The sequence below is a fragment of the Streptomyces sp. NPDC048516 genome (assembly GCF_043199875.1).
Lineage (GTDB): Bacteria > Actinomycetota > Actinomycetes > Streptomycetales > Streptomycetaceae > Streptomyces.
The window spans coordinates 140648-164332 of the sequence record NZ_JBICWS010000016.1; the positions used below are offsets into that span (position 1 = coordinate 140648).

Genomic DNA, 23685 nt, shown 5'->3' on the forward strand with positions numbered 1-23685 from the left:
TCGGCGTCGTCGCCGCGGACCCACCGCGGAGTCGGCGCTGAAGCTTGTTCCGGGCGCTGGATTCGGCGACCATTCGGCAACCACACCGGGGGCGGTACCCGTCCGGCCCCACCCTGCCAGGGAGCGGAACCGTGATGATCAGCCATGACACCCGGTGCGCACTGGACGCGGTCGTCGATCTGCTGAACACCGCTCCGGAGGGCGAATCGCCCGGAGCGCCGGACAGCCTGACCGGCCTCGCGGCCCTCGAGGACTTCGTCCGGCGCAATGACGTCAGCGACGTGGGCGCGCTCGGTGCGGGCGACCTGGCGGCCGTACGGTCGGTCCGCGCGCGGTTCGCGCGGATCTTCGCGGCCGACGACGACCGCACCGCGGCCGAACAGCTGAACTCGCTGGTCGCCTCCGCGGGGACCACACCGCAGCTGACCGATCACGACGGGTACGACTGGCACGTCCACTACTTCGCGCCCGGCGCGTCGGTCGCCGAGCATCTGGCCGCGGACGGCGGGATGGCGCTGGCCTTCATCCTCGTCGCCGGAGAGCGCGAACGGCTGCGGCGCTGCGAGGCGCCGGACTGCCGGCACGCCTTCGTCGACCTCTCGCGCAACCGCTCCCGGCGCTACTGCGACAGCCGGACCTGCGGAAACCGGCTGCATGTCGCGGCTTACCGGGCGCGGCGACGGGAGGCCGCGGCGGGCTGAACGCCGGGCGCGGCATCCCGGTGGGGTGCACAGCGGCGGGGTGCACAGCGGCGGTGCGTGGCCGCTTCACAGCAGGAAGAGGTCGTGCACCGCCCCGAGAAGGAGCAGAAAGCCGATGACGGCGAGGAAGAGCATCAGCGGCGGCTGGGACAGCGCGAACAGGCAACCGCGCGGTTCGGGGGACGGGGCGTCGTCTTGGGCGAGGGCGCACTCATCGTTCATCTCGCGCGCATCATGACGCAGATGATCGTGCCAATGCGCCCGATAAGCGCCTCAGCAGTGGTAGTTCATCAGATCCCGTGCTTTTTCAGGATCGCTTCGATGTCCGAGAAGTCATCCTTGGGGGCACCGCCCTTGCCCTGAGCCGCCTTTCCCCCGGGCGCCGGCTGCGCCGCACCCCGGGCGGCGCCGAGGGAGGGCACGGAGGCGGCAGGAGCCACCGCGTCGGACCGGTCGGCCGCCGCGGCCTTGCGCTCCTTGCGGCTGCCGATCCCGCCCCTGCGGCGCTCCACTCCCCTGCTGATCATGAACAGCACGGCGGAGAGCGCGAGCACACCGAAGCCGGCCCAGACCGTGGGCTTGAAGACGATGTTGGTGACCCAGTCGATGACGCCCGTCATCACCAGGCCGATGGGAATCAGGGAAAAAGCGGCGATGCGGGTCGCGGCCAGGAACCGCTTGCGGTATGCCGTCAGCGCGGCGATGCCCAGGCCCGCAGCCGACACCGCGGCACAGACGGTCGAGGTCAGCATCCGGTCCTCCTGCTGCTGAAAGGGTGAGCAGGCACTCTGCTCCCTTCCATCCTGCCTTGTCCGGGCGGGCGTGGGCCATGTTCCGGGACGGGCTCAGGGACATCTCGGGGTCGCGCTCCTCCGCAGGTGCCGGTCCGGTCACCGGCCGGGGTACCACCGGGTGCCGGCCGGGGGCGGGCTGGAAGACTGACCCCATGAACGACGCCACCACCTCCGCCGCCCGCCCCGACCGCCCCGTTCTGGACGTGTGGTGCGAATTGCAGTGCCCGGACTGCCACAGCGCCCTGGAGGACGTACGGGCGCTGCGGGCGCGCTACGGCGACCGGCTGGACGTCCGGCTGCGCCACTTCCCCCTCCCCAAGCACAAGCACGCCTACGTCGCCGCACAGGCCGCCGAGGAGGCCATCGAGCAGGGCCAGGGCTGGCCGTACATCGAGGCGGTGCTGGCGCGCAGCGAAGAGCTCGGCACACGCGGCGAGAAGCTGCTGCTGGAGGTCGCCGGGGAGCTGGGGCTGGACGCCGAGGAGCTGGACACCGCGCTGATCGACGGGCGGCATCTGCTGATCGTCGACGCGGACCAGGCCGAGGGCAAGGCGATCGGGGTGACCGGGACCCCTACGTATGTGATCGGCGGCGAGCGGCTGGACGGCGGCACGAGCCAGGAGGGGCTGCGCGCCCGTATCGAGGAGATCGCGGACCGGCTGCTGGCCGCCGGGCAGGGCTGAGCCCAGCTTCACGGGCGCCGGCCGGGCCTCATGGGCACCCGCCGGGCCTCACGGGCGCCGGCCGGGCCGCCTCACAGGATCGGCTTCCACAGCAGGTACCCGGTGGGCCGGTAGCCCAGCGAGGTGTAGAGGCCGAGCGCCTGCGCGTTGTCCGCGTAGACGTTGAGGCCGAGGGTGACGTGGCCGGCGGCCAGGCTCTCGCGCTCGGCGACCAGCATCAAGGTGCGGCCGTGGCCGTGCCCGCGGTGCGCGGGATCGACCCGTACATCGACGACGTAGCCGCCGGGCTGGTCCGGCATCCGCAGGGCGACCCAGATAGTGCCGACGTCCGCGCCGCGGTGGGCCAGGACGCGCAGCGCCTGATCGGGCGTGTCCACACCGTCCGGCAGCAGGGCGCGATGGCCCGCGGCCGAGATCTCCTCGGCGCGTGCGCGGGGCATCCCCTGGACCAGCTGCGTCCGGACGTGCTCGGCGAGCGCGGCGTCCCGCCAGCCCGGGTACTCCGCCTCGCTCAGCGCACGGTCGCTGCTGTCCCCGGGCAGCCGGGGCGGGCCGTCCAGGAGTTTGCTCATCGTGCGGCTGCGCTCGGTGTAGCCCAGGGCCGCGGCGAGCCGGGCGGCGGCCTCCGCGCCCGCCGGGACGGTCACCTCGATCTGCCGGCAGCCCCAGCCGCGCAGCACCTCCTCGGCGGCGAGCGCGGCAACCGTGGCGCGGCCGCGGTGCCGGTCCGGCTCCTCGACGGTCAGCTCCGCGATGCGGCCCGCCGTCGGGCCGAACCGGGCATCCGTCGTCAGCCGGATCGCCCCGACCCGGCGGCTGTTGACACAGATGTCGTACGGACGTGCCCGGCGCCCGTCGCCGTGTCGCTCTTCGGGTCCCGCAGGGCGCAGCGTTGTGGTCACGAGGACTTTCTACCCGCCCGTGCGCGGGCCCGTCATCACTGCGGATCGAAGTCGGCGGCGGACTGCTCGTCGAAGATCCGCATGGCTTCCGCGGTCACCGGGCCCGGGCCGTCGGCGAGTTGGCGGTCGTCGATACGGGTCACGGCCTGGACGTCGCGCAGGGTGGAGGTCAGGAAGATCTCCTCGGCCCGCTCCAGCGCGTCCAGCGGCAGGTCGGTCTCCTTGGCACCGGCCCAGCTGATGGTCAGGGCCCGGGTGATACCCGCCAGGCAGCCGGAGTGCAGCGGCGGCGTGTGCAGTTCGCCGTCCAGGACGACGAAGACGTTGGAGCCGGTGCCCTCGCAGAGCGCGCCGACGGTGTTGGCGAACAGCGCCTCGGAGGCGCCCCCTTCACGGGCGCGGGCCAGGGCGACGACGTTCTCGCCGTACGACGTGGTCTTCAGGCCGGTGAGCGCCCCGCGTTCGTTACGGGTCCACGGGACGGTGACGGCCGCGGTGGTGTCGGGGCGGCGCGTGGTCTCGGAGAGCGCGATGACCAGCGTGGGCCCGGCGTCGCCGCGGTCCGAGCCGAGCGGTGAGACGCCGCCGGTGTAGGTGAGCCGCAGCCGGCCCAGGGCCATCGGGTTGGCGTCGATGACCGCCGCGCAGCCGCGCCGTACCTCGTCGAGGTCGGGGTCGGGCAGTCCCAGTCCGCGGGCCGAGGTGGTCAGGCGCTCCAGATGGCGGGTGAGGGCGAAGGCGCGTCCGCGTTCGGCCTTGATGGTCTCGAAGACTCCGTCGCCGACCGTCAGCCCGTGGTCGAAGACCGAGACCCGGGCGCCCTCGGCGTCCTGCAGCGTGCCGTTGAGCCAGATCTTCATCGCATTCCTCCACTCGCCTCGTGCAGGCCCGACGCTACCGCGAGCAGCCTGCGCGCCTTCAACTCGGTCTCGGCCCATTCCCGCTCCGGATCGGAGTCCCAGATGATCCCGGCGCCGGCACCGAATCGGAGCACCGGGCCGCCGGGCGGGGTGCGGTCGATCCAGAACGTACGGATGCCGACCGCGAGCTCGCCGGTGCGGCGGTCCGCGTCGACCCAGCCGATGCCTCCGCAGTAGGGGCCGCGGGGTGCGGTCTCCAGCTCGTCGATGATCCGCAGCGCGCTGGACTTGGGGGCACCGGTGACCGATCCGGGCGGGAAGGTGGCGTCCAGCAGATCCGCCCAGGCGGTCTTCTCGTTCGCTTCGGCCAGCTCACCGCGCACCGTGGAGACGAGGTGGACGAGGCCGGGGTGCTCCTCGACGGCGCACAGTGCCGGGACGGTGACGGAGCCGGTGGCACAGACCCGGCCGAGATCGTTGCGGACCAGGTCCACGATCATCACGTTCTCCGCCCGGTCCTTCGCCGAGAGGTCCGCCGCGGTCCGGCCGGTGCCCTTGATGGGACCGGAGGCGACGATGCGGTCCTCGCGCCGCAGATACAGCTCCGGGGAGGCGCTGGCGATCTCCACGCCATGGCCGGGCAGCCGGATCGTGCCCGCGTGCGGCGCGGGGTTGCCGCGGGCCAGCACCGCGGACAGCGCGTCCACGTCGGCACGGCCGGGGTCGGGCAGCGGCGCGGTCAGCACCCGGCAGAGGTTCACCTGGTAGACGTCACCGGCCGCGATGTGTTCACGGATACGCCGCACACCGCCGGTATAGGCGTCGCGGTCCAGAGAACTGGTCCAGGCGCCGGGTGCGGGACCGCACCAGCCGTCGGGGGCCGGACCGTCCGCCGTGGTGGCCGGCCGTACGTCGCCGAAGCGGGCACAGACCACCGCGCCCTCGAAATCGGCGGCCACGGCCCACCAGCCCGTGGAGTCCAGAGCCGCGGGATCGCTGGTCACATCCAGCAGGTCGGTGGCTATCAGGCCGCCGAAGCGTGCCATCGGAGCGAAGTCGTGCACGTCAGCGAGTCTATGGCGGCGGCCCCGAGGCTGCCTGCGCCGAGCGAGCAGCGCAGCACGCTGCACAAACGCGTTTTTGTACTGGCCCCGGAATCCGCTAGAGTTCAACACGTCGCCGGGACGCACAAGCGCCCCGGAGGCCGCGTAGCTCCCGGACGTAGTCTGGGAGAGACACCTGCGGACGTAGCTCAGTTGGTAGAGCACCACCTTGCCAAGGTGGATGTCGCGAGTTCGAGTCTCGTCGTCCGCTCGATGTGGGGGATCTTCCCGACCCCCCTCACTCCTGGTGGAGTGGCCGAGAGGCGAGGCAACGGCCTGCAAAGCCGTCTACACGGGTTCAAATCCCGTCTCCACCTCCAAGGACGATTAGCTCAGCGGGAGAGCGCTTCCCTGACACGGAAGAGGTCACTGGTTCAATCCCAGTATCGTCCACTGGATCCCCGAACGTGCTTGACCGGGGTTTCCGTCCCGCGCGATTAGCTCAGCGGGAGAGCGCTTCCCTGACACGGAAGAGGTCACTGGTTCAATCCCAGTATCGCGCACGCAGCTGCGGATCTTCGTGATCCGCGGTCCCGCGGACGATTAGCTCAGCGGGAGAGCGCTTCCCTGACACGGAAGAGGTCACTGGTTCAATCCCAGTATCGTCCACACCTGAACCCGAGGGCCGGAGCATTTCGCTCCGGCCCTCGGCCGTTGTTCGGGCGAGACCGGGTTCAGGAGAGTCCGGTCAGACGAGAGCCCGGTCAGGACGAGAGCCCGGTCAGGACGAGAAGAGCATGTGACCGAAGCCGCGGTGGTGGCCGTGGTGGCCGTGGTGGCCGTGGTGTCCCTGGTGCGGGGCGCCCCAGGCGGGGGCGGCGGGGTAGGCCTGCGGGGCGGGCGGCGGCGGGGGCTGCTGGGACCACTGTGACTCGAGACGGGTCAGCGCCTCCAGCTCCCCGTAGTCCAGGAAGATCCCCCGGCAGCCGGCGCACTGTTCTATCTGCACGCCATTGCGGTGGTATGTCTGCATCGGTGCATGGCACTTGGGGCACTGCATCGTCGGCTCCACTCCTGTCATCCGGCACTGCTCACTGCGGCGCCGCCGGAACGGCCGCCCGGCGGCGGGGTGTTCACCTTACGTCCGGGCCGAAGGGCGCCAACCGGTCAGGCAGGGACGTCATCCGGGCACAGGCCGCGACGACCGCCGCCTCGGACTCGTCCAGGGGACGGGAGGCGGTGATGGCCTTGGCGACGGCGAGCGCGGCGGTCTGCACGGTCAGGGCGCGGGCCGGAATCTCCAGGTCGGGCCAGGGATCGCCGGACGGCCTGACGGCGGGGCCGCCGGCGGCGCGGTAGGCGGCGAGGAAGCGCGTCCAGAGGTCCGGTGCGAGCAGGCCGGTGGCGAACCACGCGGCGGGGCGGGCCAGGTCCCAGGCGCCGTCGCCCGTGCCGAGGTCGTCGATGTCGATGAGGAGCCAGGGACCGTCGGCGGCCGGGTGACGGACGAGCTGGCCCAGGTGCAGATCGCCGTGGCAGAGGGTCCCGGCGCGCGGCGGCGGGTCGGCACCTTGGGCCCACGGCGGCAGCAGGGCCCAGGCCCGCTCGACGGCCGCGGCGGCCGCGGACAGCGCTCCCGGGCCGGACAGGAGTGCGGGCAGCGGGCCGCCGGCAGCGGCCAGGGCGGTGCGCAGCCGGGCCAGGGCACGGGCGGCCTTGGCGGGGCCGGGCATCGGCGGTACGGGGCCGGGCAGTTGGCGCGGGTCGACGGTGTGCAGACGGGCCAGCAGGCGGGCGGCGTCCTCCCAGGGCGCGGCGCCCGGGTCGTCGGGCGAGACCGGGCTGCCGTACGGCCAGCGGGTGAGGGCGCGGCCGTCCTCGGTGAAGGTGAGGAGGCCGTCGGGGGCGGTGACCGGGAGCGGGGGCAGCAGGATGCCGTGCAGCAGGGGGTGGGCGGCGATCCGCAGCCGGGTGGCCAGGTCGTGCGGGTCGCCGTCGGGGGCGTGCGCCTTGGCGACCGTACGGCCGCTGCGGACGACCGTGCCGTCGGGGCGGTCGGCGAGCACTTCGGGGGCCGGGGTGGGGGCGGTGGCCGGGTCGGGGGCAGTGGCCGGAGCGCCGCGCCGGGGCGTCGTCGCGGACAGGGCGGCGAGGCTGTCGAGCAGTGAGGCGGCCATCGTTCCCCCTGGTGCTGCGCGAGCCGGATGACGTCGTGGGCGGCGGGCCGTAAAGGGTGCGCCCGGGTGGTGGGGCCGGCTGCGGGCGGCCCGGAGGGGATCGTACGCGTGGTGCGGGCGGCCAGGCAGGGCGGCGGCCGGGAAAACCCGACGGCCGGGCATCTCCCCAGATGCCCGGCCATCGTGCCGTCCGCCGCACCCCCGTCCCCACGGGGCTTTCAGCCGGAGGTCCCCGTCCCGGGCCGCTCTCCCGGGACCGGGGCGCCGCTCAGCGCCCCAACATTCCGACCACGGACGACGCCTGTGTCATCACGGCTTCCCAGCCGCCGAAGACCACGACGAGAACGCAGGCCAGCGGCAGCACCATGGCAACCGCGACGAGGGGATGGCGCGTGCCGGAGGGCTGCCGGCCGCCGGACGCGGCGGCGGCTCGCCGCCCCTGCGCCCGAAGGGCCGTCCACCCTGAGGTCTGCACCATCGTCCCGCTCCCGTCGTGACATGGGGCGGCGGGCGTCTGACCTCGGGGGACGAGTGCTGCGCCCGCCGCTTGAAGACAACACTAGGCACGTGACCGGCGGCGGGCGTCATGCCGTCGTACCGATTGATCGGCCTCCGGGAGGATGACGGCCCGGCGCCCCGTGTACTCCCCTGGGTGGAGACACCGCGCCCGGGCCTTGGGGATCTCCCCCAAGGGGGACCGTTGCGCTGTCCTGGCCCGCGCACTCCTGAGGGTGACCTCGCTCACGTCGTCCGCTCCCCCGCGCACCACGGTCCCGCCCCCGCGCACCGCCGCGCACACCCCCGCTTTCCGCCCCTTGGCGGCATCCCCGGCATCCACGACCAACCCCACCTGATCCCCTTTCATCCCGCCAATTTGCCTTCTACGACGGATCATTGGGATCCCTCACGGTAAGCCGGGACGCCCGGCGGCCGGTTTTCCCCGCGCGCTGCGGGAATCCCACCCACCACCGGCAATCCGGCCGCCGACGCATGCGCGGCCTCTCAGCACAGCGAGCCGTCAATCCGTAAGCTGTGCCACGTCAGACGGTTGGCAGCGGAGGGGGCTCCCCACCGCAGGTAGGGGACGGACATGGCGATGATGCGGCTCCGACGCGAGGACCCGCGTGTCGTCGGGACGTTCCGGCTGCACCGCCGGCTCGGCGCGGGCGGGATGGGCGTGGTCTATCTCGGCTCGGACAAGCGCGGGCAGCGGGTGGCGCTCAAGGTGATCCGGCCGGACCTGGCGGAGGATCAGGAATTCCGTTCGCGGTTCGCGCGGGAGGTCTCGGCGGCCCGGCGGATCCGCGGCGGCTGTACGGCCCGGCTGGTCGCGGCCGATCTCGATGCCGACCGCCCCTGGTTCGCCACCCAGTACGTCCCCGGGCCCTCGCTGCACGACAAGGTCAACGAGGGCGGTCCGCTGTCCCCGGCGCAGGTCGCCGCCATCGGCGCCGCGCTGTCCGAGGGGCTGTTGGCCGTCCATGACGCGGGCGTGGTGCACCGTGACCTGAAACCGTCCAACATTCTGCTGTCGCCCAAGGGCCCCCGGATCATCGACTTCGGTATCGCGTGGGCGACCGGCGCCAGCACGCTGACCCATGTCGGTACGGCCGTCGGCTCGCCGGGGTTCCTGGCGCCGGAGCAGGTGCGCGGGGCCGCGGTGACACCGGCGACGGACATCTTCGCGCTGGGCGCCACCCTCGCGTACGCCTGTACCGCGGACTCCCCCTTCGGGCAGGGAAGTTCGGAGGTCATGCTCTACCGCGTGGTCCACGAGGAGGCACAGCTCGCCGGGGTACCGGACGCCTTGGCGCCGCTGCTCGCCTCGTGCCTGGCCAAGGATCCGGCGGACCGTCCCAGCACGTTGTCGCTGTCGCTGCGCCTCAAGGAGATCGCGGCCCGTGAGGCGCACGGCCCGTCGGGCGGGCCGCTGGAGAACGGCACGGGCGTGGGCGCCGGTTGGCAGCGTGCGGAGCGCCGTCCTTCGGACCGGCCGACCGGGCAGCGTGCCGAGGAATACGCCCGCCAGCGCACCGAGCGGCGGACGGCCGGCAGCTCCTCGCCGCGTCCGCACCCGCCCCGCCCCGCGGCTTCGCATGACGCGGTCTCCCGGCCGTCCGGCCCGGCCTCGGGCGCGGGGAAGAATCCGCGCAGGACCGGCGGACGCACGGTGCGACGCGTCCCGGCGGCCCGGCCCGCGGGGCCGGGCGGTAAGCGCGCCCCGGTGCGTACGACGTCGGGCGGGCGCCGGCCCGGCCCCGACCGCCGGCTGCTGCGCCAGCGCGTCATTGTGTTCGTGGTGGTGACCCTGCTGGTGGCGCTCGGTATCGCTGCGGCCCAGGGATGCCAGGGGCCGGCTCACGGGCTCGGCGTGCAGCGGCCGGGGCCGGTTGCCTCGTCCGGGGGTGTGGGGGCGCCCTACGGGGTGGGGGAACAGAACCCGTAAGGGGCGCGGAGGCCCCTTACGGGCCTCAACGCGGCGGGGGCGGGGCGGTATTCCCATGGGTTCGAGGCGGTTCCCGTGGGGTTCGAGGCGGTTCCGGAGAAGTCGAGGCGGTTCCGGGGAAGTCGGTGCGGTACTCCTGTGGCGTTCGGGGCGGTATCCCCTGGGTGGACGAGGCTGGCCGGACCGGCCGTTCGGCCCGGGTGACCGAACTGGCCGGACTGGCCGATTGGCCGGAGTGATCGAACTGGCCGGACTGGCCGATTGGCCGGGGTGACCGAACTGGCCGGACTGGCCGATTGGCCGGGGTGACCGGGCAGGACCGCCGGGGTGACCGGCCAGGACCGCCGGGCGAACTACCGGACGGGAAGGGACGCGCCCTGACGGGCCGCAGGCGCGTCCCTAAGCGGGGCGGCCCGTCGCCACCGCGTAGAACGCCACCGCGGCGGCCGCTCCGACGTTGAGCGAGTCCACGCCGTGCGCCATCGGGATGCGGACCCATTCGTCGGCGGCGCGCAGGGCGCCGGTGCTCAGACCGCCGCCCTCCGCGCCCAGCATCAGGGCGGCGCGCTCCAGGGTGTGCGGAGCGGCTTGGTCGATGCCGGTGGCTTTCTCGGCCGGGGTGAGGGCGAGCAGGGTGAAGCCCGCTTCCCGTACGGCGGCCAGGTCCCGGGGCCAGCTCTCCAGGCGGGCGTACGGCACGGAGAACACCGCGCCCATGGAGACCTTGACCGAGCGGCGGTAGAGCGGGTCGGCGCAGTCCGGGGAGAGCAGCACCGCGTCCATGCCGAGGGCCGCCGCGCTGCGGAAGATCGCGCCGATGTTGGTGTGGTCGTTGACCGCTTCCATGACCACGATGCGCCGGGCCCCGGCGAGGAGTTCGGTGGCGTCCGGCAGCTGCTTGCGCTGCATGGAGGCCAGCGCCCCACGGTGGACGTGGTACCCCGTCACCCGCTCGGCGAGGTCAGGGCTGACGGCGTAGACCGGCGCCGGGACCTCGTCGATCACATCGCGCATCACGTCGACCCACTTGGCCGAGAGCAGCATGGACCGCATCTCGTATCCGGCCTGCCGGGCGCGCCGGATGACCTTCTCGCCCTCGGCGATGAAGAGCCCTTCCGCGGGCTCGCGCCGGCGCCGCAGCTCGACGTCGGTCAGGCCGGTGTAGTCGGCCAGCCGGGGGTCGTCCGGGTCGTCGACGGTGATGATTTCTGCCACGGGAAGAGAGTGCCTTGTCGGTGTCGGGGTGCCAATGCCGCGTCCGGGACCGGCTACCTGGGGGCGGGTGCGGGGGCGACGGTGACGACGTCGCCGATGACGATGACCGCCGGGGGACGGACGCCCTCGGCCCGTACGGTGTCGCCGAGCGTGGCGAGAGTGGCGTCGACCCGGCGCTGGGCGGCGGTGGTGCCCTCCTGGATGACGGCGGCCGGGGTGTCGGCGGGCCGGCCGTGCGCGATGAGCTTGGCGGCGATGGCGCCGCTGTTCTCCACGCCCATCAGGACCACGAGGGTGCCGCGCAGCTTGGCGAGCGACGGCCAGTCCACGAGCGAACGCTCGTCGTCGGGGGCGACATGGCCGCTGACGACGGTGAATTCGTGGGCGACTCCACGGTGGGTGACCGGGATGCCGGCGGCGCCGGGCACGGAGATGGTGCTGGAGATGCCGGGGACGACCGTGCAGGGGATGCCGGCCTCGGCGAGCGCCTGGGCCTCCTCCATGCCGCGGCCGAAGACGAACGGGTCGCCGCCCTTGAGCCGGACCACTGCCTTGCCGGCCTTGGCGTGCTCGATCAGCGCGTTGTTGATGGCCTCCTGGGCCATGAACCGACCGTAGGGGATCTTCGCCGCGTCGATGACCTCGACATGCGGCGGGAGTTCGGCGAGCAGATCGCGGGGGCCGAGCCGGTCGGCGATCACCACGTCCGCCTCGGCGAGCAGCCGGCGGCCGCGGACGGTGATCAGGTCGGGGTCGCCGGGTCCGCCGCCGACCAGCGCCACGCCCGGGGTGTGCGGGCGGCGGTGGTGCGGGGCGGCGATGCTGCCGTCGCGCAGGCCCTCGACGATCGCGTCGCGCACGGCGGCGGAGCGGCGCGGGTCGCGGCCGGTGAGCACGGCGACGGTGACGCCCTCGCTGCGGCCGGTGGCCGGGGTCCAGGCGGTGGCCGCCTCGGCGTCGTCGGAGCGTACGCACCACACCCGGCGGTCCTCGGCCTCCCGGGACGCGGCGGCGTTGGCCTCCGGGTCGTCGGTGGAGATCAGCGCGTACCAGGCGCCGTCGAGGTCGCCGTCCCGGTAGCGGCGGCGCTCCCAGCGGATCTCACCGGCGTCGGCCATCGCTTCGACGGAGGGTGTGGCGGACGGGGAGACCAGCAGGACCTCGGCGCCCGCGGCGACGAGGGTCGGGAGCCGGCGCTGGGCGACCTGCCCGGCGCCCAGGACGACCACCCGGCGGCCGGACAGCCGCAGTCCGACGGGGTAGGCGGCGTGTTCGGCGGCGTGCTCAGCCATGGCGGTACGGCTCCTTGTACGGATGCTGCGGGGTTCGGCGACCGGCTCAGCCGCTGCGGCTCTGGAGCGGCTGGTGAGGGGACGGCCCGGGACGGCGGTACGGCCCCGGCCCACAGCCTATGGGGCTGCGGGCCGGGGGTCATGCGGGGACGGTGGCTGCCCCGCTCAGTTCTTCTCGGTGACTCCGGCGGAATCGAAGGTGGCGACCTCGTGCATGGCGCGGGCGGCGCTCTGCACCACGGGCAGCGCGAGCAGGGCGCCGGTGCCCTCGCCGAGACGCAGATCGAGGTCGACCAGCGGGCGCAGTCCCAGCTTGTTCAGGGCCGCTACATGGCCCGGCTCGGCGCTGCGGTGTCCCGCGATGCAGGCGGCCAGCGCCTCGGGGGCGATGGCACGGGCCACCAGGGCGGCGGCGCCGGCGCTGACCCCGTCGAGGATCACCGGAGTACGCAGCGAGGCGCCGCCGAGGATCAGTCCGACGAGGGCGGCGTGCTCCAGGCCGCCGACCGCGGCGAGGACACCGATGGGGTCGGCCGGGTCGGGCTGGTGCAGCTCCAGGGCGCGGCGGACGACATCGACCTTGCGGGCGTGCGTCTCGTCGTTGATGCCGGTGCCGCGGCCGGTGACCTCAACCGGGTCGACGCCGGTGTAGACGGAGATCAGCGCGGCGGAGGTGGTGGTGTTCGCGATGCCCATCTCGCCCGTGAGCAGCGCCTTGTTGCCGGCCGCGACGAGGTCACGGGCGGTGTCGATACCGACCTCGATCGCCTTGAGCACGTCCTCCTGGGTCATCGCCGGGCCGGCCGTGAAGTCGGCGGTGCCGGCCCGGACCTTGCGGGGCAGCAGACCCGGGGTGGCAGGCAGGTCGCTCGCCACTCCGACGTCCACGACACAGACCTCGGCGCCGACCTGGTTGGCGAAGGCGTTGCAGACCGCGCCGCCGCCCAGGAAGTTGGCGACCATCTGGCCGGTGACCTCCTGGGGCCAGGGGGTCACGCCCTGGGCGTGCACCCCGTGGTCACCGGCGAAGATCGCGACGGCGGCCGGCTCCGGGATGGGCGGCGGGCACTTGCGGGACAGCCCGGACAGCTGCGCGGAGATGATCTCCAGCATGCCCAGTGCCCCGGCCGGCTTGGTCATCCGCTTCTGCCGCTCCCAGGCCTCGCCGAGTGCCTTGGCGTCCAGCGGGCGGATGCCCTGCAGGGTCTCCTGGAGGAGGTCGTGCGGGCTCTCGCCGGGCAGCGCGCGCCGGCCGTAGGTCTCCTCGTGGACGACCCAGGACAGCGGGCGCCGCTTGGACCAGCCGGCCTGCAGCAGCTCGGGCTCCTCCGGGAACTCGTCGACGTATCCGATGCACAGGTAGGCGACGACTTCGAGGTGCTCGGGCAGGCCCAGTTCGCGGACCATCTCCCGCTCGTCGAAGAAGCTCACCCAGCCGACGCCCAGGCCCTCGGCGCGGGCGGCGAGCCAGAGGTTCTCGACGGCGAGCGCGGAGGAGTACGGGGCCATCTGCGGCTGGGTGTGCCGGCCGAGGGTGTGCCGGCCGCCGCGGGTGGAGTCGGCGGTGACGACGATGTTCACCGGCGTCTCGAGGATGGCCTCGATCTTCAGCTCGCGGAACTGCTTGGCGCGCGCCTTGGGCAGCGACTTGGCGTAGGCCTCGCGCTGCGCCGCCGCGAGCTGGTGCATCTTCTCGCGGGTCTCGTCCGAGCGGATGACGACGAAGTCCCAGGGCTGGGAGTGGCCGACGCTGGGGGCGGTGTGCGCCGCCTCCAGGACGCGCAGCAGGACTTCGTTGGGGATCGGGTCGCCGAGGAAGCCGTTGCGGATGTCGCGGCGTTCGCGCATCACACGGTGCACGGCGGCCCGCTCGGAGTCGTCGTACCCGGCGGCCGGGGACGGCTGATCGGCTGCGTCGGGCGCCTCGGCGCCGGAGCCGTCGGGGGCCTCGGGGACGGAGCCGTCAGGGGCCTCGGGGACGGAGCCGTCAGGGGCCTCGGCGGGCTGCTCACCTGCCGCATGCGGCAGGTCGTCGCCGAGCTGGACGAGTTCAGCGGCGTCCTGCTGCTGAGGCGTCTCGTCCTGCTGCCGGTGCGTCTCGTCGGCGGGGGCGTCGGCAGCGGGGGCGATGTCGGGCGCGGACCCGGCCGTCGGGGGCTCGTCGGCATTGGCCTGCGGGGCCGGGGCGTCCGCGGTGGACGGCTCGCCGGAGGCCTGGGCCGGGATGTGGACGGCAAGGACGGGGGCGTCGGCGGGCAGGTCTCCGGGGACCTGGGGCTCGGCGGCTTCCGCGGGCCCGGCCGTCTCGGCGGTCCCGGCAGGCTCCTCGGTCCCGGCAGGCTCCTCGGCCCCGGCAGGCTCCTCGGCCCCGGCGGCCTCCTCGGCCCCGGCAGAATCTGCGGTCCCGGCGGTCCCGGCGGTCCCGGCAGTCACGGCGGGCTCGTCGGTCGGCGCGTCCGCGGCGGGGCCGGTGTCCGGGGTCGCTTCGGCCGTCGCGGCGTCCGGCTCGTCGAGCCGGTCGGGGGCGTCGGGACCGGCCGCTTCGGGCTGCTCCTCGACGGCGGTGCCCGCGTCCTGCGGCGCGGCCTGCGGGGCGTCCCGCACCGCGGACGCCTCCGCGGTCTGCTGCCCGGCGGCGTCGTCCACGGGGGCACCGGGCTGCGGCTCTCCGGCGGCCGGTTCCTGCGCCTCGGGCGGCTCTATGACCGTCTGCTCCGAGGGCGCGCCGCTCTCGGTGGCGGACGGCGCGACGGGGGCCTGGGACGCGCTGCCGGGGGCCGGGGCGACGGCGGGCTCGGCAACGGGGACATCAGTACCGGTGGCCTCGGCGGGCACGGCCTCGGTGGGGGCGGCCGCGGCGGGGGCGGCCACGGCGGGAACGGCGTCGGCGGAGCTGGTGTCCACGGCCTCTGCGAGAGCTTCCTCGGGCGTGCCGACGGGCTGCTCCTGGTCGGCGCGCTGCTCGCCCTGTGGTGCCGGGACCTGATCGGCGGTGACATCGGCCAACGGCTGTGCGGCGACGGGGCCCCCGGTGACATCGGCCAACGGCTGTGCGGCGACGGGGCCCCCGGTGACCGGCTCACCCGCAACGGGCTCCCCGGCCTGGGCGATGGCTTCGTCCGCGACCGGGCCCGGGGCCCCGGCCGTCTGCGCCGGCAGCCCGGGCTCCGCTCCGGCTCCGGCTTCGGTTCCGGCAGGGCTGTCCTGGTCCGCGGGCTGCTGCAGGGCCTCGGCGGCGGCCGTCCCGGACTGCTGGGCGGCCACGGCGGCGTCGTCAGGTGCGGGCAGTTCCTCTGCGGGCAGTTTCCCTGCGGGCAGATCCGATGCGGGCACGTTCGGTGCGGCGGCCTCCGGCGCGGGAGTCTCCACCGCGGCCGTTCCCTCCTGGCCGGGCACGGCCGCGTCCGGCAGTACGTCCACAGCCACGTCCTGCGGCTGCGCCTGCGCCGCCATCTCAGCCACGGCCTGCACCTCCGGCGCCTCCTGCACCGCACCGGCGGCTGCGGCGGCTTCGGCTGCTTCCACGGCGACGGCCGCGCCGTCACCGGCCGTGGCTGCGCCCTCGGCCGGCAGCGGCATCGGCTGCGGCTGTTCCGCGGACGGCGCCGTGTCCTGGGGGACGGGCGGCGCGGGCTCGGCGACGGGTGCGACGGGCGCCTCGGGGGCGACCGTTTCTGCAAGGGGGGCCGACGCCGCGGCCTGGGCAGCGGCCTCATTCCACGACGGCACCTGCGACGGGATCTCGCCGAGCTGCGGGCCGGGCAACGGGCCCTGGCCCGCGGCCCCATAGGTCTGCTCGGCGGACCACTGCCCACCGTAGGGCTGCCCGCCATAGGACTGCCCGGCGTACGGCTGCCCGGCATAGGACGACGCCGCAAGGTCCTGCTCCGGCGCGGCCGCCTCACCGAAGGACTGCTCGGCGTACGGCAGGCCCGCGTCGGCCGACGGCTGTGCGCCGACGGCGGCCTCGGGTGCCCCGGCCGGAACGTCGAAGTATTCGGGTCCGCCGGTGGGCGGTCCCGCGTGCCGGGCGGCGGGCTGCGCGGGCGCGTCGGCCGGTCCGCGGTCGGCGAGCGAACGGACCACTCCGCCGGTCGCGTCGGGGACGGGCGGGCCCATGTGCAGCGGACGGCGCGGGGGCGTGGCGGGCGCCGCGGCGCGGGGCTGCTGCGGTGCAGCGGGCTGCGGGATACGGACGGCGCTGAGGTCGACCGAACCGGAATCCCGGCCGCCGCTCTCGTGGTCACCGGCCTGGGCGGGCATCGGCTCGAAGCCGGTGGCTCCCGGTGCGGCCGCGTCGAACGGTGCGCCCTGCTGGGGGTGCTGGTCCTGGTGGGGGTGCTGGTCCTGGTGGGGCTCCTGCGGCTGCGGGAGCGGCTGGTGCGCGGGCTGCTCGCTCCAGGCGCCCTGGGCACCGGGCATCAGCAGCAGGTCGTCGTCCTCGACGACGCCGTCGGGCTGGTCGGCATAGGGGTATTCGCCAGGAGGGGGCGCCATGCCCGGCAGCTCCGTCGGTCCGGCGTCGGCAGGGGAGGGGGCGGCCGCCGGCTGCGGCTGCCCGGGATGTCCGCCTGCGTTCTCCGGCTGTCCCTCGCCCGGGACCTGGCCGGTGTCGGTCATGCGTACCCCTCGCCCATTGGTAGTGCTCCTTCCAACCGCTCGTGCGACGCGCTCGACCGGGGCGCGCCGACGCCCGATAGCTAGAACGAGCGAGCACGCCTCGCGGCACGTCCGCTCTCCAGAGCTTCATATTCGGCCAAAACCACGGCATTTTCCGGATATTGGTGTACGAAGCTGAATGCGGAACGGCGGCGCAACGATCCGCCAGCCTACCTCGCGCGGGTTGCCGTGCTGGTCATGGGTGAGGAACGCGATAGCCGCTGAGCAAAAACACCACGGACCGCTCCCGTTCGACCCAGACGGAGGTGTCCAGGTCCACGGACTGCAGCAGTGCGCACTCGACTTCGTAGCCGCCGTCGGCCAGCGCCCGGCCCAGCGCTTCGGCCTCGTCGCGGGTGGCGGCGTGGGTGACGATGCGTTCGGGACGGCGGGCCGCGCAGGCGGTGACGACCTCCGCTCCCCCGCCGCCGACCCGGATCACATCGGGCTCGGGCAGGTCCTCCAGGACCTGCGGCGCCCGCCCGTGCACGACCTGGAGTTGGACGCCGTGGCGCCGGGCGAGGGCGGCGGTGCGTCCGCAGGCGTCGGGGTCGGCGTCCACCGCGATGACGGCGGCACCAAAGCGCCCGGCCTCCACCGCGGCGGCTCCGCCGCCCGCGCCGATGTCCCAGACGAGGTCGCCCACCTGCGGCCCCAGGCGGGCGAGTTGTGCGGTGCGCAGCTGGACGGACTCACCCTCGCCCAGGGCGCCGCCGTAGGCACTGGCCGGAAGTCCCCAGCCGCGCGCCCCCGTCGGATGGCCGACCTCGCGGCCGGCGATCCAGCCGGTCCCCTGGGCCGCGGCGCCACCGGGCGAACCCCCGACGACAATGACGACATTGGGGTCACGCCAGACATGGTCGGCGGCCTTGTCCGATGTGAGTACTGTCACCCGCTCCCGGTCGGTGCCCAGGTCCTCGCAGATGACGAAGGTGCGGTGGACGCCGCCGAGCAGCAGGGCGAGTTCGGCGGGCCCGGCACCGGGCGAGGTGAGCACCGCGACCTTGGTGTGGGCGCGGCAGACGTTCACCGCGCGGCGCAGATCGCGGCTGTGGGCGACGACGACCTGGGCGTCGTCCCAGGGCATACCGGCCCGGGCGAAGGCGGCGGCGACGGAGGAGACGGCCGGTACCACTTCGACTTCCAGGCCGTGCTCGGGTGCCCGCAGGGTGCGTACGACGCCGAAGAAGCCGGGGTCGCCGTCGGCGAGCACGACGGCGGTGCCGCGGTGCTGGGCGATGCGGCGCGCTGCCAGGGTCACGCTGCCGAGCCGGATCCGCTCGGCCTTCGGCGGGACTTCGGGCAGTGCGAGGTGGTGGGCGGCGCCGGCCACCAGCGTGGCGGCGCCGAGGGCGGAGCGGGCGGCGGCGGTCAGCGCGGAGCCGTCCCATCCGATCACCGTGACCCGGTCGGCCATGCTCGTCAGTCTCCTGGGGCTGCTGTGGTTACGCGCGGGGCGGCAGGCGGGCCGGCTGCGGGCGGCCGCAAGCCGGTGAGGTGCCGCTGGGGCGCTGGTCCGCGCGGGTCGCGCAGGTGCGCGGCAGGCCGAGGGTACCCCGAGAGGTACGGACCGGAGTGCGGGCGTGGGTCAGTTCCACTCGGGGTAGGAAAATGCGTTCGCCTCCGCCGGCCGGCCCGGGATCGCGTCCAGGTCCTCGGGCAGCAGGCTCCACACGATCAGGTCGGTGCGGATGTCCGTCCAGCCGCCGTCCTCGGTGCGGCTGCGGACGATGAAGGCGTTGCGCAGGACGCCCTCGCTGATGCAGCCGATCTTCTGGGCGACCTGCTGGGATGCGGTGTTGCCGGCGGCGGTGCGCAACTCGATGCGTTCGAATTTCTGGTCGTGGAAGAGCCAGTGGGCGACGGCGAGCGAGGCCTCGGAGGCATACCCCTCGCCGCGGGCCCAGGAGGCGACGACGTAGCTGATCTCGCTGGAGCGGATCCGCCAGTCGGTGTGGCGCAGTTGGATCACACCGACCAGGCGCTGGGTGAGGAATTCGGTGACCGCGAAGTCGATGCCGTGGCCCGAGGCCCGTTCGGCGGGGGCGTTCTCGGTGGTCCAGGTGCGCGCGGCGGCCTCGGTGTACGGCTGGGGTATCGCGGTCCAGGCGGCGACCAGCTCGTCGTTCATCATGGCGGTGAGGGACGGCACGTCGGCCGCTTCGAAGGGGCGCAGCACCAACCGGTCCGTGCTGATGGAGATGTCCGGAAAGGTGGATGTCATGCCGCTGCTCCCACGCCGTTGACTGTGGTGTCCGGAACGTCGCGGGCTGTGAGACCGCGAGGTCACGGGCCGTCTTGACCGTCTTGAATGCACCAGCATGCAGCATCGGCCCGCGGGTGTGCCACGCGCGTGGGCCCCGGCCGCGTGCCGCGCGGATCCGGGGCCCGGTGGCCGCGCGTGCGGACGGCCACCCTACGGTGACCTGCGCAGGGCGAGGGCACGTCCACACCCGCCCACCCCCCGAAGGAGGCGGGCGGCGGGAAAAGCGTCAGGACAGGAGCGGCGGCGTCAGCTCTTGGCGGGGCCGAAGGCCGGGATGACCGAGCCGTCCGTGTACTTGTCCTCGATGAACTTCTTGACCTCGGGGGAGTTCAGGAGCTTGGCCAGCTTCTTGATCCGCGGGTCGTTCTCGTTGCCCTTCTTGACGGCGAGGAAGTTGGCGTAGGGGTTGTCCTTCGCCTTCTCCAGGGCGAGCGCGTCGGTGGAGGGCTTGAGGTGGGCGCCGATGGCGAAGTTGCCGTTGATGATCGCGGCGTCGACGTCGTCGATGCGCGGCGCGGTCTGGGCGGCCTCCAGCTCGGTGATCTTGACGCCCTTGTCGTCCTTGACGTCGGTCAGCTTGGCGTCGGAGCCGACGCCGGGCTTGAGGGTGATCACCCCGTTGTCGGCGAGCAGCTTGAGCGCCCGGCCCTCGTTGGAGGGGTCGTTGGGGACCGAGACGGTGCTGCCGGACTTGAGCTGGGACAGCTTGCCGATCTTCTTGGAGTAGACCCCGAGCGGCTCGATGAGCACGTTCTGGACGGGCACGATGTGCGTGCCGTTCTCCTTGTTGAAGGTGTCGAGGAACGGCTTGTGCTGGAAGAAGTTGGCGTCGACCTGGCCGTCGTCGGTGACCTTGTTGGGGATCTTGTAGTCGTTGAACGGCTTGACGACCAGCTTGAGGCCCGCCTTCGCCGCCAGCTTGTTCTTGACGAAGTCGAGAATGGCGCCGTGCGGGGTGGGGCTCGCGGCAACGACGAGGGGGGCGTTCTTGTCGTTCTTGTCGGTGCTGGCGGTGGTGTCGGAGGGGGCGCTGCAGGCGCTCGCGCCGAGGGCGACGGCGGAGGCGGCGGCTATGGCGACGGAGATCTTGACGGTGTTGCGCACGAAGAGTGCCTCTTTCTTGTTCCCACGCGCGCGTTCACGCGTGATGTCCGCCCGGCAAAGGGTCCGGGCTCGGGGTCGTGCGGGTGTGGCGGTCAGGCGGCTTCGGTGACGGCGGCGGGCTCCTCGGCGCGGGCGCGGCGCAGGCCGACGTGTACGCGGGAGGCCCGGGTGCCGCGCCCGGCGAGCCGTCGGACGACGTAGTCACCGAGGTACTGGACGAGGGTGACGATGATGACGAGCTCGACGACGGTGACGACCATCAGCCTGCTCTCGTACTGCTGGTAGCCGTAGGTGTAGGCCAGGTTGCCCAGGCCTCCGCCGCCGACCGTGCCGGCGATCGCCGAGTAGCCGATCAGCGTGATGACGGTGGTGGTGACGGAAGCCACCAGCGCCGGCAGCGCCTGCGGGAGCAGCACCTTGAAGATGATCGTCCAGGTGCCGCCGCCCATCGACTGGCCGGCCTCGACCAGGCCCGGATCGACCTCGCGCAGCGCCGACTCCACCAGCCGCCCGAAGAACGGGATGGCGGCGATGGTGAGCGGGACGACCGCACCGGTCGGGCCGATGGAGACCCCGACGAGGAAGCGGGTGAAGGGGATCAGCCAGACGATCAGGATCAGGAACGGGAAGGACCGTCCGATGTTGACGATCGCGCCGAGAACCTTGTTCACCGTGAGGTTCTGCAGGAGGGCGCCACGGTCGGTCAGGTGCAGCAGCACACCGACGGGGATGCCGAAGAGCACCGCGTAGAACGTCGACCACCACACCATGAACAGGGTGTCCAGGGTGTTGTCGAACAGCAGCGGCTGCATCTCGTCCCAGGTCACTTGGCACCTTCCTTCTGCAGCGTGGCGGCGGGCGCCGGGGTCTTGGGCCGGTCGTCGGCGCCGGCGGCGGGGGCGGCGACGCTGTCGTCGACATCCGCCACGTCCACCTGGAGCCCCTGCTCGCGCAGGAAGCCGATGGGCACGACGTTCTCCTCGAAACGGCCGGGCAGCTCGATCCGCATCCGGCCGACCTGCTTGCCGCCGACCGTGTCCATGGCGGCGCCGAGGATCGAGATGTCGACGTTGTAGGTGCGCGACAGCTCGGAGATCACCGGGCGGGTGGCGGCCGAGCCGTGGAAGGTGACGTCGACGACGGTGCGGTCGTCGGCCGACGGTTCGCCGCCGACCGGGAACAGCTCCCGGGCCAGCTCGGAGCCGGGGGTGGCCAGCAGCTCCGCGACGGTGCCCTGCTCGACCACCCGGCCGTTCTTCATCAGCGCGGCCGAGTCGCAGATCGTCTTGACGACGTCCATCTCGTGCGTGATGAGCACGATGGTCAGGCCCAGCTTGCGGTTGAGGTCGCGCAGCAGCTGGAGGATGGAGCGGGTGGTCTCCGGGTCCAGGGCGCTGGTGGCCTCGTCGGAGAGCAGCACCTTGGGGTCGCCGGCCAGCGCGCGGGCGATGCCCACGCGCTGCTTCTGGCCGCCTGAGAGCTGGGCGGGGTAGGCCTTGGCCTTGTCGGCGAGGCCGACCAGGTCCAGCAGCTCCAGCGCCTTGCGGGAGCGCTCACGGCGGTCGACCTTGAGGATCTCCAGCGGCAGCTCGACGTTGTCCTGGACGGTGCGCGAGGACAGCAGGTTGAAGTGCTGGAAGACCATGCCGATGTGGCTGCGGGCGGCACGCAGCTGGGCGCCGGCGCGCTTCCCGCGCCCGGCGATGGACGTCAGCTCCTGGCCGGCGACGGTGACCGTGCCGGAGGTGGGGCGCTCCAGGAGGTTGAGGCAGCGGATGAGGGTGGATTTTCCGGCGCCGCTCTGGCCGATGACGCCGTACACCTCGCCCTCGCGGACGTGCAGGTCGACGCCGTCCAGGGCGGTGACTTCGCGGTCTCCTGAACGGTAGACCTTGGTCAGGCCCGTTGTGGTGATCACTAGGGAATTCCGTCACTGTCGAGTGCTCGGCGGCTCGCCCGCCGGGCACGGGGCATTCTTGCGAGTGCGGCAGAGGGGAACAGGGAGCGGCGGCGGGCGCGGGGCCCGGCTCCGGGTTCCGGTGACGCGGGGCGGCCGAGGGCGTCGGGAGTCCGACGTACGGCTCATGGCAGGGTCTCGCTTCGGGGCGCGAGGCTCAGGCGGGGGCCCTCAGCGGTCACACATTCGACACATGCAACGAGCACCGGGCGTCAGGTACGCCTCGGTCGCAGGGGTGCGGTTGCTCGTCGTGGTCATGGCGGCAAGTAAACCAGACGGCGGGACGGCCGGATCAAGCCAGTCCGTATAGCGGACACGCCTGATCAACCCGTGGACAGCGGCGCACGGCGCGCAGGTGATCTCCACCGATCCGCCCGTGGCCTGCGCGGATGCCGCCGGGAGCGGGAGTGCGAGGGCACCCCCGGGCAGCACTTCCGCCCGGTGGGCTGTGGCCAACGCCACGGTCGCGGTCCCCACGTCATCACCCCGGCGGTTTCCGCCGCCGGGTGGCCGGCCACGGTGGGGCCGGACGCGGCCACCCGCCCGCCGCGGATTAGCATCGCCCCATGCCCCACAACCCCACGGCGTGCCGCCACGTGGCCCGGAGGTCCCGGTGATCGACGCGCTGACGATCGCGGTCGCGGTGACCGCTCTCGCCCTCGCCGCCTGGTGCGGCTTCGCCGCGTTCCGCGACCAGCCGACCAAGGACTGGCACTTCATCGGCATGGCCCTGGTGTCGGTTCTCGGCCTGGTCCAACTGATCGTCGCCGTCGTCCAGTTGGCGGGCGGAGCGGCACCGGACAAGGGCACCGCGCTCTTCGTCTCGTATCTGCTCGGGGCGGCCGCCTGTGTGCCCGCGACCGGGTTCATGTCGCTCTCGGAGCGCACCCGCTGGGGTTCGGCCACCGTCGCTGCGGGTGCCGTGGTGCTGGCCGTACTGGAAGTGCGGCTGTTCGACATCTGGGGAGGCGGCAGTGCCTGAGACCACGGCAACCACGGCGGCGGACGGCACCGCGGCCACCACTCCGGCGAGGCGTTCCCTGGGCACCGGCCCCGGGCGCCTGCTGGTCACGCTCTACGGCATCTTCACCGTCGCGGCCGCCTCCCGCTCGCTCTACCAGCTGATCGCCCAGTTCGACCGGGCTCCGCTGGCCTACAGCCTCTCGGCGCTCTCCGCGGTCGTCTACGGGTTCATCACCTTCTCGCTGGTGCGCGGTGGTGAGGGCGCCCGCCGGGCCGCGATCGCCTGCTGCGGGCTGGAACTGCTCGGGGTGCTCGGCATCGGCACCTGGACGCTGCTCGACCGGTCCGCTTTTCCCGACGCCACGGTCTGGTCGGACTACGGCATGGGCTATCTCTTCATTCCGGTCATCCTGCCCGTCACCGGGCTGCTGTGGCTGCGCCGGGCCCGTACGGAGCAGCCCGCCGCCTGAGGGCGTCTTCCCGGATGGGGAGTGGCCCGGCCCGGCCCCCGCCCCCGGCCGGGCCCCCCCCCCGCCCCCCCCCCGGGGGGGGCCCCCCCCGGGGGGGGGACCCCCCGGGGCGCCGCCCCCCCCGGGGGGGGGGCACCCCGGGGGGGGCCCCAC

At 73.4% G+C, this 23685-nt stretch carries 21 protein-coding genes and 5 tRNA genes; 10 read left to right on the forward strand and 16 right to left on the reverse strand.

Translation table 11 applies throughout. The features are described 5' to 3' along the window. Positions 1-131 precede the first annotated feature (131 nt). Complete coding sequence (locus tag ACGFR7_RS28435) at positions 132-701, forward strand: CGNR zinc finger domain-containing protein (RefSeq protein WP_393324797.1); 570 nt, start codon at positions 132-134, stop codon at positions 699-701. A 66-nt stretch (positions 702-767) separates the two neighbouring features. On the opposite strand, the gene ACGFR7_RS28440 is transcribed toward ACGFR7_RS28435, so the two are convergent. Together ACGFR7_RS28440 and ACGFR7_RS28445 are read right to left on the reverse strand one after the other, a co-directional pair. Next, positions 768-923, reverse strand: a complete 156-nt coding sequence (locus ACGFR7_RS28440) for a hypothetical protein (protein ID WP_018087659.1) — start codon at positions 921-923, stop codon at positions 768-770. A 68-nt stretch (positions 924-991) separates the two neighbouring features. Further along, entirely contained in the window at positions 992-1453 is a 462-nt protein-coding gene (locus tag ACGFR7_RS28445; protein ID WP_393324799.1) for a hypothetical protein, read from the reverse strand. Positions 1454-1647: 194 nt separating this feature from the next. On the opposite strand from ACGFR7_RS28445, the gene ACGFR7_RS28450 reads away from it, so the two are divergent. Next, on the forward strand, positions 1648-2178 hold the full coding sequence (locus ACGFR7_RS28450; RefSeq protein WP_393324801.1) for a DsbA family protein: 531 nt from the start codon (positions 1648-1650) through the stop codon (positions 2176-2178). A gap of 71 nt (positions 2179-2249) precedes the next feature. Here ACGFR7_RS28450 and ACGFR7_RS28455 read toward each other — a convergent pair whose 3' ends face one another. The 3 genes from ACGFR7_RS28455 to ACGFR7_RS28465 are packed head-to-tail and all read right to left on the reverse strand — an operon-like array spanning position 2250 to position 5004. After that, on the reverse strand, positions 2250-3080 hold the full coding sequence (locus tag ACGFR7_RS28455; RefSeq protein WP_393324803.1) for a GNAT family N-acetyltransferase: 831 nt from the start codon (positions 3078-3080) through the stop codon (positions 2250-2252). 35 nt (positions 3081-3115) lie between these two features. Then, entirely contained in the window at positions 3116-3940 is an 825-nt protein-coding gene (locus ACGFR7_RS28460; RefSeq protein ID WP_393324805.1) for an aminotransferase class IV, read from the reverse strand. Continuing rightward, on the reverse strand, positions 3937-5004 hold the full coding sequence (locus ACGFR7_RS28465; RefSeq protein WP_393324806.1) for a chorismate-binding protein: 1068 nt from the start codon (positions 5002-5004) through the stop codon (positions 3937-3939). The genes ACGFR7_RS28460 and ACGFR7_RS28465 overlap by 4 nt, the downstream gene beginning before the upstream one ends. A 177-nt stretch (positions 5005-5181) precedes the next feature. Between ACGFR7_RS28465 and ACGFR7_RS28470 the strand changes: the two genes are divergently transcribed. The 5 genes from ACGFR7_RS28470 (at position 5182) to ACGFR7_RS28490 (ending at position 5652) form a co-directional block, all read left to right on the forward strand. Next, positions 5182-5254, forward strand: a tRNA-Gly gene (locus tag ACGFR7_RS28470). 35 nt (positions 5255-5289) lie between these two features. Next, positions 5290-5363 (forward strand) — tRNA-Cys (locus tag ACGFR7_RS28475). 1 nt (position 5364) lies between these two features. Further along, positions 5365-5436, forward strand: a tRNA-Val gene (locus tag ACGFR7_RS28480). Positions 5437-5474: 38 nt separating this feature from the next. Then, positions 5475-5546 (forward strand) — tRNA-Val (locus ACGFR7_RS28485). 34 nt (positions 5547-5580) lie between these two features. Next, positions 5581-5652, forward strand: a tRNA-Val gene (locus tag ACGFR7_RS28490). 112 nt (positions 5653-5764) lie between these two features. Here ACGFR7_RS28490 and ACGFR7_RS28495 read toward each other — a convergent pair. From ACGFR7_RS28495 to ACGFR7_RS28505, 3 genes are all read right to left on the reverse strand, one after another. Next, entirely contained in the window at positions 5765-6043 is a 279-nt protein-coding gene (locus ACGFR7_RS28495; RefSeq protein ID WP_393324807.1) for a zf-TFIIB domain-containing protein, read from the reverse strand. A 73-nt stretch (positions 6044-6116) separates the two neighbouring features. Beyond that, complete coding sequence (locus ACGFR7_RS28500) at positions 6117-7160, reverse strand: phosphotransferase family protein (RefSeq protein ID WP_393324809.1); 1044 nt, start codon at positions 7158-7160, stop codon at positions 6117-6119. Positions 7161-7428: 268 nt separating this feature from the next. After that, positions 7429-7638 carry a hypothetical protein gene (locus ACGFR7_RS28505; RefSeq protein ID WP_393324811.1) on the reverse strand — a complete coding sequence of 70 codons (210 nt, stop codon included), beginning with the start codon at positions 7636-7638 and terminating at the stop codon, positions 7429-7431. Between the two features lie 612 nt (positions 7639-8250). Here ACGFR7_RS28505 and ACGFR7_RS28510 point away from each other — a divergent pair. Further along, on the forward strand, positions 8251-9606 hold the full coding sequence (locus ACGFR7_RS28510; protein ID WP_393324813.1) for a serine/threonine-protein kinase: 1356 nt from the start codon (positions 8251-8253) through the stop codon (positions 9604-9606). A 399-nt stretch (positions 9607-10005) separates the two neighbouring features. On the opposite strand, the gene ACGFR7_RS28515 is transcribed toward ACGFR7_RS28510, so the two are convergent. From ACGFR7_RS28515 to ACGFR7_RS28550, 8 genes are all read right to left on the reverse strand, one after another. Further along, positions 10006-10821, reverse strand: a complete 816-nt coding sequence (locus ACGFR7_RS28515; protein WP_393324815.1) for a TrmH family RNA methyltransferase — start codon at positions 10819-10821, stop codon at positions 10006-10008. 53 nt (positions 10822-10874) lie between these two features. Continuing rightward, positions 10875-12113 carry a uroporphyrinogen-III C-methyltransferase gene (gene cobA / locus ACGFR7_RS28520; protein ID WP_393324817.1) on the reverse strand — a complete coding sequence of 413 codons (1239 nt, stop codon included), beginning with the start codon at positions 12111-12113 and terminating at the stop codon, positions 10875-10877. Between the two features lie 165 nt (positions 12114-12278). Further along, complete coding sequence (cobT, locus tag ACGFR7_RS28525) at positions 12279-16733, reverse strand: nicotinate-nucleotide--dimethylbenzimidazole phosphoribosyltransferase (RefSeq protein ID WP_393324819.1); 4455 nt, start codon at positions 16731-16733, stop codon at positions 12279-12281. A 235-nt stretch (positions 16734-16968) separates the two neighbouring features. After that, complete coding sequence (cbiE, locus tag ACGFR7_RS28530; RefSeq protein WP_393324821.1) at positions 16969-18189, reverse strand: precorrin-6y C5,15-methyltransferase (decarboxylating) subunit CbiE; 1221 nt, start codon at positions 18187-18189, stop codon at positions 16969-16971. A gap of 171 nt (positions 18190-18360) precedes the next feature. After that, positions 18361-18996, reverse strand: a complete 636-nt coding sequence (locus ACGFR7_RS28535) for a GNAT family N-acetyltransferase (protein ID WP_393324822.1) — start codon at positions 18994-18996, stop codon at positions 18361-18363. Between the two features lie 288 nt (positions 18997-19284). Then, a complete protein-coding gene (locus tag ACGFR7_RS28540) occupies positions 19285-20142 on the reverse strand; it encodes a MetQ/NlpA family ABC transporter substrate-binding protein (protein ID WP_393324824.1) in 858 nt (285 codons plus the stop codon). Positions 20143-20234: 92 nt separating this feature from the next. Beyond that, positions 20235-20969 carry a methionine ABC transporter permease gene (locus tag ACGFR7_RS28545; RefSeq protein WP_393324826.1) on the reverse strand — a complete coding sequence of 245 codons (735 nt, stop codon included), beginning with the start codon at positions 20967-20969 and terminating at the stop codon, positions 20235-20237. Then, entirely contained in the window at positions 20966-22060 is a 1095-nt protein-coding gene (locus ACGFR7_RS28550) for a methionine ABC transporter ATP-binding protein (RefSeq protein ID WP_393324828.1), read from the reverse strand. The genes ACGFR7_RS28545 and ACGFR7_RS28550 overlap by 4 nt, the downstream gene beginning before the upstream one ends. A 652-nt stretch (positions 22061-22712) precedes the next feature. Here ACGFR7_RS28550 and ACGFR7_RS28555 point away from each other — a divergent pair. Continuing rightward, positions 22713-23081: a hypothetical protein gene (locus ACGFR7_RS28555; protein WP_393324830.1), complete on the forward strand. Its 369-nt coding sequence runs from the start codon at positions 22713-22715 to the stop codon at positions 23079-23081. Then, a complete protein-coding gene (locus ACGFR7_RS28560; RefSeq protein WP_393324832.1) occupies positions 23074-23532 on the forward strand; it encodes a hypothetical protein in 459 nt (152 codons plus the stop codon). The genes ACGFR7_RS28555 and ACGFR7_RS28560 overlap by 8 nt, the downstream gene beginning before the upstream one ends. The last annotated feature ends 153 nt before the right edge of the window (positions 23533-23685 follow it).